Source organism: bacterium, assembly GCA_024228115.1.
In the GTDB taxonomy this organism is placed as follows: Bacteria; Myxococcota_A; UBA9160; order UBA9160; family UBA6930.
In genome coordinates, this window is the sequence record JAAETT010000692.1 from 1 (window position 1) to 9,040 (window position 9,040).

At 67.7% G+C, this 9,040-nt stretch carries 9 protein-coding genes; 5 read left to right on the forward strand and 4 right to left on the reverse strand.

The annotated features are described in order from the left end of the window. Positions 1-628: 628 nt before the first annotated feature. A complete protein-coding gene (locus GY937_28660) occupies positions 629-1,084 on the forward strand; it encodes a hypothetical protein (GenBank protein MCP5060688.1) in 456 nt (151 codons plus the stop codon). Beyond that, positions 1,066-1,644 carry a hypothetical protein gene (locus GY937_28665; GenBank protein ID MCP5060689.1) on the forward strand — a complete coding sequence of 193 codons (579 nt, stop codon included), beginning with the start codon at positions 1,066-1,068 and terminating at the stop codon, positions 1,642-1,644. Before GY937_28660 ends, GY937_28665 begins: the two co-directional genes overlap by 19 nt. A gap of 31 nt (positions 1,645-1,675) precedes the next feature. Here GY937_28665 and GY937_28670 read toward each other — a convergent pair whose 3' ends face one another. Beyond that, entirely contained in the window at positions 1,676-2,716 is a 1,041-nt protein-coding gene (locus tag GY937_28670) for a hypothetical protein (protein MCP5060690.1), read from the reverse strand. Positions 2,717-2,947: 231 nt separating this feature from the next. Further along, entirely contained in the window at positions 2,948-3,745 is a 798-nt protein-coding gene (locus GY937_28675) for a hypothetical protein (GenBank protein MCP5060691.1), read from the reverse strand. A 219-nt stretch (positions 3,746-3,964) separates the two neighbouring features. On the opposite strand from GY937_28675, the gene GY937_28680 reads away from it, so the two are divergent. After that, positions 3,965-4,369: a hypothetical protein gene (locus tag GY937_28680; GenBank protein ID MCP5060692.1), complete on the forward strand. Its 405-nt coding sequence runs from the start codon at positions 3,965-3,967 to the stop codon at positions 4,367-4,369. 107 nt (positions 4,370-4,476) lie between these two features. Then, a complete protein-coding gene (locus GY937_28685; GenBank protein MCP5060693.1) occupies positions 4,477-4,941 on the forward strand; it encodes a hypothetical protein in 465 nt (154 codons plus the stop codon). Positions 4,942-4,955: 14 nt separating this feature from the next. Here the strand turns inward: GY937_28685 and GY937_28690 are convergent, their stop codons facing one another. Continuing rightward, the gene (locus tag GY937_28690; GenBank protein MCP5060694.1) at positions 4,956-7,442 is read right to left on the reverse strand and encodes a cation-translocating P-type ATPase; all 2,487 of its coding nucleotides are present in this window, start codon (positions 7,440-7,442) and stop codon (positions 4,956-4,958) included. A 269-nt stretch (positions 7,443-7,711) separates the two neighbouring features. Between GY937_28690 and GY937_28695 the strand changes: the two genes are divergently transcribed. Next, on the forward strand, positions 7,712-7,891 hold the full coding sequence (locus GY937_28695; GenBank protein ID MCP5060695.1) for a hypothetical protein: 180 nt from the start codon (positions 7,712-7,714) through the stop codon (positions 7,889-7,891). A 125-nt stretch (positions 7,892-8,016) separates the two neighbouring features. On the opposite strand, the gene GY937_28700 is transcribed toward GY937_28695, so the two are convergent. Continuing rightward, positions 8,017-8,862, reverse strand: coding sequence for a hypothetical protein (locus GY937_28700; GenBank protein MCP5060696.1), 846 nt, complete (start codon positions 8,860-8,862; stop codon positions 8,017-8,019). Between the last annotated feature and the right edge of the window lie 178 nt (positions 8,863-9,040).

Here is a 9,040-nt window from a genome sequence, read left to right on the forward strand (position 1 = left end):
GACCATTGCTGAAGCGTCGCCCGCTGGCTCTTGCTGAGGTGAATCTCGGCTGCGACCCGCATCGTGCCCCTCTGGCCGTTCGCCGCGAGGGTAACGTGGATAGTCCAATAGTGCCCTTTATTTATGAATCATATCACTAGTCGTTTCGACGCTTGGCCTACTGACGAGCGTCGCCGCGGCGGCCCCCAAGGATGAGAAGCCGCGTGCCCCGGCCCAGAAGCCGCGGACGATCTCACCCGCGCCCGCCACGACGAAGATCGCGGCTCCCGATCTGACGGTTCGACTGGAGCCCCCGCCCCGGATCTTGGCAAATAACCCGCTCGGCCGGATCGGCGCGGTCGTGAGCAACGCGGGCAAGGGCTCCTGCAAGAGCTACCGCGTCACCCTCGAACTGCGGAGCCAAGGACGAGTGAAGCCCCTGGCCTCACAGACCGGCAAGACCCTGAAGCCGGGCGATCGCCGGACTCACACCTTTGGCGGCCGCGGGCCGGCGCCTGGCCGCTACCAGCTCTGCGCCCATGTTCAGGGTGCGGGGGATCGGACACGCGGAAACAACGAGTCGTGTCGGCCCCTGACGGTCGCAGCGGCGACCCGGCCCGGCCTCGGATCGGCCGCGGACGAGGCGGGCATGAGGGCGCGTTCCCGGACGGACGGCGCCGTCCCGCGCGTGGCAGCGACGTCCCAGATGGTCGCGGCCCGTCGCGCGAAGGCGGCGGCTCTGCGGCGGGTGCGTACGGCCGCGATGTCTGCTGCTGCCGATTCCGCCTTCACTGAACGCGCGCGCCGGGCGGCCTATGAGGCCTCCCGCCACGGCAGCGATTGCGACGATTCCCGCCCGGACGTGTATCCGGGAGCGACGGAAGTGTGCGACGCCGTGGACAACGATTGCGACGGTGAGGTGGACGAAGGGCAGACCATCCTCCGCTACGTCGACGCAGACGGAGACCTGCACGGCGCACCGGGCAGCGGGATGGAGGTGTGCCCGGACGACATCCGCCGCGCTCAGGAGGATGGAGAGTGGCTCTCGGAGGTTGGCAACGATTGCGACGACACGGATCCGGATCGATGGCACGACTGCAACTAGCAGGCTTGGCTGCGGGACTGGTCCTGCTGGCACTGGCCGGCTCAGCGGTGCACGCCGACCCCCCGGTCGAGAGATGCACCTCCCACTACGAGTGCGGCGACGGCGTTTTCTGCAACGGAGAGGAGCGCTGCAACCCGAACCTGGGGAGCGCCGACGAGCGCGGCTGCGCCCCCGCGAGGCAGCCGGCCTGTCCTGAGGACGAGACGTGCGACGAGGCCAACGACCGCTGCCTCTCCGGCTGCGATCTGATCTCCGACGAGGACGGCGACGGCCACGATTCCCGCGCATGCGGCGGGGATGACTGCGACGACCAGGACGGCGACCGGTTCCCCGGGAACACCGAGACGTGCGACGAGGACGGTCACGACGACGACTGCGACACCACGACCTATGGAGACCGGGACCTGGACGGAGACGGCCACGTCGACGCCAGATGCTGGAACAACATCTACCAGGGCACCCCGCGGCCGCGCTCGGAGGAGCGCTCGACACCCCGCCTGACACTCGCGGCCAACGCACCCCAGTGCGAAGGAGCGCCCCTTCCGGCCGGAGGCCGATAGCGCGGGCCGCGGCACGGCCGCATGCAGAGTTTCAGGACCCGTCGATCGCCCGTGACTCCATGGGTCGCAGCTCGAGATAGATCAGATAGGTCGCGTCGTCGCGAGTGACGAACGAGTTGTGGACGAGAAACGCGTCTCCCCAAGGCTGGGCGCGGAACTGAAAGCCGGGCCAGTACAGGACCGGCCAGCCTTCGTCCGTGACCCAACCGCCTTGGAGCGACCAGCTCGGGCGAAACGCGGCCGTCTCGAGCGTGACCTCGACCGGTTCGTCGCGACGGATCTCGAAGTCGATCTCCGCCGCGATCTCCGCTCCCGCTTCCTGCATTGTGGCGTCGAGCCTGTAGTTCTCGACTGGCAATGCCCGGAGATCCTTCGGAGGCACGACGCGCACTGCCGTGAGGGTGGCGTGTGCAGCTTCCGGGAACGGGGCGCGCTCGGGCGGCGGTGATCCTGCGAAGGTCGCAGCGGCGTCGACCTCCCAGGGATCTTCAGGGGATCTCCGACTGAAGACGAGGTTCACGCTCCGAAGACCACTACCGCACGCGGAGACCATGCGCTTCAGCGGGAGGTCCACCGAGGCAATCCGGCACCGGAGCCCGGTGAAGGTCGATCGCCAGGTCTGCCCGAAGGGGTGAATCGAGTGGTGCGTGAACGGTGCGTAGTGCCTGTGGATGAAGCCCCTGTCCTTCGCCCGAAAACTGGCCCAGCGCCCGTACGGTGCCGGGCTGTAGGCGATGTCCCGCACGACGAGCGTCGCTTGCTCTCCATACTCGTAGAGCCGCGCTTCCTTGGAGTCGAGCGGAGCAGGCCCTTCGCCGATCAGGGTCTCGGTCCCGTCCCTCTCCACCAGCGTGTACTCGTGAACGTCATACGGGTCGTCCATCCAGTTGCCACCCTCGATCCAGGAGTGGCTGCGGATCCTTGCGGCTCCGGGGCCGTCTATCCAGACCGTGCGATGGTCGTGGGGGAGCCTGCTGATCTCGATGAGCACGTAGAGCCCGCCGGCCGCCAGCACGACCAAGGCCACGAGCCCTGCCACGAAAATGCCGATCCAGCGGAAGACCTTATTCATGGTCGTTCTCAGATCGGCACGCGGGCCAGCGCCTTGAATCGCTGATGTGGACTTCCCCCGGGTTCGGCGACACCTAGGGGCCGTGGTTTGAGGCAGTTTCAAATGCTTCGGTGCCGAACGCCGCGGAAGGCGTGGCGAGAAGGCTCACTCCGCGAAGCTGCGACGTGAAAAGGGGCCGCGCCCGAAGCCTGCTAGCTGCGGCGTAGGTCCCGGACGACCGCTGTCGATGCATCAATGCGTCTTGCAGTGCCTCACGACCCGCCAGGGAGGGATACCCACGACGGCCTTGGTCTCGGTCCAGCAGGTTTTCTTCACCGGCTTCTTGCAGCCGTCGCGCAGGGCGGCGTTGCGCGCCTCACCCTCGGCGGCCGAGGCGGGCTCGGACGCGCCCATGCACCAATCGAAATGCCCCGGCGAATCATCGCTCCAGCGACCGCCGGTGAACCCACAGCTCCGCGCGAGGTTGTCTTCGTTCTGGATCACGGCAGCCTCGGCATAGGCCAGGCAACGTGTCTCCTGGTCAGACTTCCGGGCTGCCAGGCAACCCGAAAGCTCGAGTTCGCGCGCCCGGGCTTCATCGTCGCGCTGCGCCTGTGCAGCCCCGAGACACCAGTCGAAATGCGGCGGATAGTCGTCGGACCAGCGGCCGCCTGCGAGGCCACACTTTGCCTGTTGGGCCATGCGCGTCTGCATCACGGCGTTGGCGGCGTACTCCTGGCAAGCCACCTGGTCGAGCTTCGGTTTCGCCGCGCAATCGGCCAGCGCCTGCTTGCGCGCCTCGTCCTCGCGGACCAGGTCGGCCATCTTCGCGCTGGTGTTGCACCAGGCGAAGTGCCCCTGGAAGTCCGCGGACCATGCACCGCCCGAGAGGCCGCAACCCAACGCGACGTTCTGCTCCTGCTGGGCGACAGCCATGCCAGCGTAGGCTGAGCAGTTCAGATCCGCGTTTGCGCTGGCGGCGCTCGCAGCCAACGTGGACGCGAGGAAGCTCACCGCGAAGATCGCCCCCCCCTGGAACCTTGTCATCATCCAGTCCCCCGATGCTTTGGCGGCCAACGGCGATCCCTCCAAGCCTATCAGCGGGGACGGCCGGCCGGCACCCTTGTCGATTGACTGGCTGCCCTGGACGATCGGAGCGTTCGTCTAGTGAGCGAGCTTGCTCGAGAACCGAGTTCCGCTTCGTGCCAAAGCGCTCGAGTGGGAGCCACCCGGGGAGGCGTGAACCGCGCTGGGCTACCGTGCCGCGCGATGAGCGAAACCGATTCGATTCCCCGCGTCCGGGACTACAACGACTTGCGCCATCGGCTGCGGAGCCAGACCGAAGGGCCCGAGGCGGGGAAGCGCCGGGAGGGTGTGATCTTCGGAGCCGAGTCCCTCGCCTACAAGCTCTTCGTGGGCCTGGGTCCGGTCCTCGCGGGCCTGGTGATCGACTTCGCGGGCATCGCTCCGGAGACACCGCCGGGCGAGGCTCCGCCGAGCGCGGTCATCGCCCTCGGCCTGGGTCAGGGCGGGACGATGACTCTCCTGTTGGCCGTGAGCCTGCTGTTCCTCCGGCGCTACGACCTGACCCACGCGAGGCACACTGCCGTCATGCAGGGTCTCGCCGCGCGCGGGCCTCGTGCGCGATCCGAGGGAGCCGCCGTGGACGCGTGAGGCGACACCGCGCCCCAGGGCCCACGGTTGATAAACCGCATTTCGCTGACGCAGCTCTCGTGCCCGGATTCGGCCTAATTGACGCAACTACTGAGTGTCGGTCCAACATGATCGTCGCCTACGTCGACCTGCCAGCGTACTCCCGCCTCCCATGGTTCAGTGTCTTTCTCGTGCGCACCTACGTCCGGGGCGACACCAGTTATCTCTTCGGTGACACCCTATATGTGTGCGCCCCCGTCGATCGCTGGAGAGTCGTCGTTGAGCCGCACGTCATGGGTATTGAGATCGACAACAAGCGACTCTACACCGTGCTCGACCAGCGGCTCGCCGACAACGAGTACCTGGCCGGAGACTACGGACTCGCGGAAATCACCAACTGGTCTCGGGTGCGCCTGCACGGCTGGGCCGGCATTGAAATCGACGACCTGCCCCACCTCGCGCGATGGCTGGAGGCGGTCGGTGCGCGGCCCGCCGTTCAGCGCAGCTTCGACGTACCCGTGGAGCGGGACGAGCCCCGGAAAGAGGCCGCCGAGAAGATCGCCGAGCAGGCGCAGAAGCTGCTCCAAGCCTGAGGGGGAGTACCGGCTCAGCCCGGCTCGTCGCTGCGCACGCTCGCGGCGGCACTGCGCGACCAGATCTCGGCAAACGCCCAGGAGACCGCGACCGCGGCGGCCACGACGCCCCACCAGCGAAGCGCGAGCTCCTCCAGGCCGAGAATCGAGCGCGAAGCCGGGATCACCAGGAGAAGCGGCTGGACCGCCACGCTCACGATCACGATGGCATTGAGCACCGCGTTGCGACCGGGCCGGTGCGTGAGCTGACGCGACGGGTAGACGAAGGCCAGCTGGGCAAGGGCCTCATACAGGAAGACGGCCGAGCGCGTGGCGATCGTGCTCACGCCCGCAAGGGGCAGAGCAGCCAGCAGTGCCACGCCTAGGCCGGCCTTGGCAAAGCCAGTCGCGAGAATGAAGCGCAGCGAGAGACGGTCGAGGAGTGGCGAGTCCGGCGGACGCGGCGGACGCTCCATCAGCCCCGGGGTGCGGTCCAGCCCGACGGCGAGCGCCGGCGGGCCGTCGGCGACAATGTTGATCCATAGCAGCTGCGCCGCGGTCAGTGGCACGAGCAGGGCACCGCCCGGATCCCGGAGGTCAAGGACCGTCGCGCCGACGACCCCGGCCGCCACGAGCAGGACCAGGGCCACGTTCGTCGAGAACAGGAAGCGGATGAACTTCTGGATGTTCTCGTAGATGTTGCGCCCTTCCTCGACAGCGGCCACGACTGTGGCGAAGTTGTCGTCCAGCAGCACCAGGTCGGCGACCTCCCGGGTCACGTCGCTCCCGCGCAGGCTCATGGCCACGCCCACGTCCGCGCGCTTGAGCGCCGGTGCATCGTTGACGCCGTCACCCGTCATGGCCACGATCTCGCCGAGGTCCTTGAGCGCGTCCACCAGAGCGAGCTTGTGCTCCGGGGCCACTCGCGCGAATACATCCGCCTCCATGGCGACCCGGCGGAGCTCGTCGGTGGTGAGCCTGTCGAGCTCCTCGCCGGTCACGATCCTCCCGCCGTCGATCCCGATCTGCTCCGCGACCGCGGCAGCGGTTGCGGGATGATCGCCCGTGATCATGAGCACGCGGATGCCGGCGGCGCGGGCGGCGCGCAGCGCGCCTTCCACCTCCGGTCGCGGTGGATCCCAAAAGAGCACGAGCCCGAGCCAGCTGAGATCCCGCTCGGCCTCGCCCTCACTGCAGGCCAGGGCCAGCACCCGGTAGCCCCTCTCGGCGTGGGCCTCGGCCCGATCTCGCCACTGGCTGCGCTCCGTGTCGCCGAACCGACACCGCTCGAGCAGGACTTCGGGAGCGCCCTTCAGGTAGCTGACCGGACGCCCGTCCTCCTGGACCGTGACCCGCATGAACTTCCACTCGCTGTCGAACGCGCGCAGGCTCTGGCGGTGGCACCGACGCCTGAGCTCGATGGGATCGATGCCACGATCACGCGCGCAACACACGAGGCTCACCTCGAGCGGATCGCCCGCACCGGTCTCTGTTTCGGCCTCGCTGGCAAGCACCATCGCCCGCAGGGCACGGGGCAGATCCGGTGACTCGATGTCCCGAACCACCATCTCGTTCTCGGTCAGGGTCCCGGTCTTGTCCGAGGCGATGACCGTGACCGAGCCCAGCGCCTCCACCGCCGAGAGCTTGCGCACCACGGCCTTGCGCCGGGACATGCGTTCGACCCCGAGCGCCAGGGTGAGGGTGAGCACGGCCGGAAGGCCCTCGGGGACGGCGGCGACGGCGAGCGCCACGGCGAACAGGAAGGCCTCGTCGAGACGCTCGAGCCCGTCGACGGCTACTCCTGCCGCCGCCAGCACCACGGAGACCCCCATCACCCAGCGGGCCACCTGATGGCCGAAGACCTCGAGGCGCGCCTCGAGCGGCGTCTGGTCGGAACGCACTTCGCCCAGCATCCCGGCGATGCGCCCCATGGCGCTGCGTGCGCCAGTGCGGGTGACTTCGAAGAACGCGGTGCCGCGCACCACGAGAGTTCCCGAGAAGACCTCCTCGCCCGAGCCCTTCGCGACCGGCACCGACTCACCGGTGAGGATCGACTCGTCGACCACCAGCTCGCTCGCACCGTCGAGGCAGCCATCGGCCACGATCCGGGCACCGGACTCCACGCGAACGGCATCGCCCGGAACCACTTCGCTGCTTGGGATGCGTTTGAGGCGTTCGTCTCGAAGCACCCAGACCTGGGGCGCCTCGAGCTCTCGCAACCGGGCCAGGGCGTCCTCGGCGCGATACTCCTGGAATACGCCCATCCCGGCGTTGAGGAGCAGGATGGCGGCGATGGCGATGGACTCGAATGGAACGCCCACCGCGCCGTCCAGCCACCAGACGACCTGATCCACCACCAGGGCGAAGAGCAGGATATAGATCAGGGAGCTCCGGAACTGACGCACGAAGCGCCGCCACAGCGCTGGCTTCGGCGCGTCCGGCAGGGCGTTGGGGCCGAGCTCCGCGTAGCGTCGCCGAGCCTCCTCACTCGTGAGGCCCGGGCCATCTCTCGGTTCCGGCATGGGTGGCATTCTAGGGGGCCGCGGCCTCAGGCGCGCTCAGGAAAGGCCGCGAGTGCAGCCAAAGCCTCGTCCACTTCGGCGTCGGTGTGCTCGGCCGAGAGCCGGAAGAGAATCTCCTCCCCACCCCGCCCGGATCGGACCCGATCGCTACTGAATTCTGGCGCCTAACCACCCCACTACTTGGCTGGGTAGAGGGTGACCCCTCTTGATCTACCTACGCGCTCTTGGTGGGACCTCATCCATGACGAAAACACCGGCTACTCACGACTTTGGGGATTCACGTAGCGGTCGACCGCATCGGACGCGGCAAGCACTCCACTGCCCTGGTCACCCGTGTCCGGGTCGGACTACTGCGGAGTGTGGGCCCCTACAACTACATGGAGGGTCCGGGGATGGCGGTCGTGCAGACGAGCACGGCCAGTGCCGAGCGATGCCAGTGCTGCGGTTGAGGTGAGCCCGCGACCACCTTGCGCCTTCGAAGCTGAGCCCCAGGTTCAGCGCCTGAGAGTCGGTTGCGCGGCTGGGCAACCCCTTGTGTCCTTCCCGAGACCGGCGTCTCGCAGGGCACGAGCGACTATGCCGAGTGACGATCCGGACGTTTGTCCTGCTCACCGACGGGGGCGGCAACGGACGCGAAGCGCCGCGACACCCAGGAACGATAGCCCTCGGTCGGGTAGAAGGTGAGCCAGTACGCGACACTGGTGAACAACCCGAGTAGCGAAGCGGCAACCAGCACGAACTGCGCGAGCAGAATTCCCCCCGCAGCGTCCGTGTACTCGATCGCGTATTCGGCGATCGGGCCGAGGATGATCATCAGTGCACGGGCCAGCGAGCCTGCCCCCCATAGCAAGAAACGTTCGACCACGATCGGCTCTGCGAGGCCGATCCGCATCCGGCGCCGCATACGCCAATAGTAGGCGAGGGGCTCTGATGCGACCCAGAAGTTGGTCGCAAGCATGCTGCCGAGCAGCAGCGAGATCCCAATGCCGCGGAAGCTCGGATTCGTGAAGCCGCCGCTCTGCCCAGTGATGACCCACCCGAGGCACATCCCGAAGCTCGCGAGCGATACGAACGCCAGCGCCAGCGGCTGGCCGGGTCGAAACACGCGGTACGTGAACACCAGGGCTGCGATCAGCCCTGCGGTGGTCGTGGCGTAGCCGCCAGCGATCAGCGGGGCTACCCACCCCGGTGGTGTGCCATCACCCAGCTCGGTGGCCACGACCCCAATCGAAAGCAGCACGTAGCCGAGACCCATCGCGAGGAGCAGGTTGAGGCCAAGAAGGATAGGCGGCAGTTCTCGCTCTCTCAGCCCACGAGTGAGCAGAAGACCGGAAAGGCCGAAGGCTGCAACCAGATACGCGGTCTGGAAGAACCCGGCGACGACTCCCAGCGAGCCATAGAGTTCGAGAGCAGCACCCACGCCGAGCGCATCGGCAGGCCCGGGGGTTCAGGTTAACCACCTAGGAGTCTGCGCGGTAGAAGCGAGATCGGCCGCGTAGCGTGGGATTCTCGGTTGAATTGTTGCGGTGAGTAGGGTCTGGGGCGCCCGGGACCGCGAAGGCTCCGGATCGGGTGTGAGCCGGGGTTGCCCTGGAAGC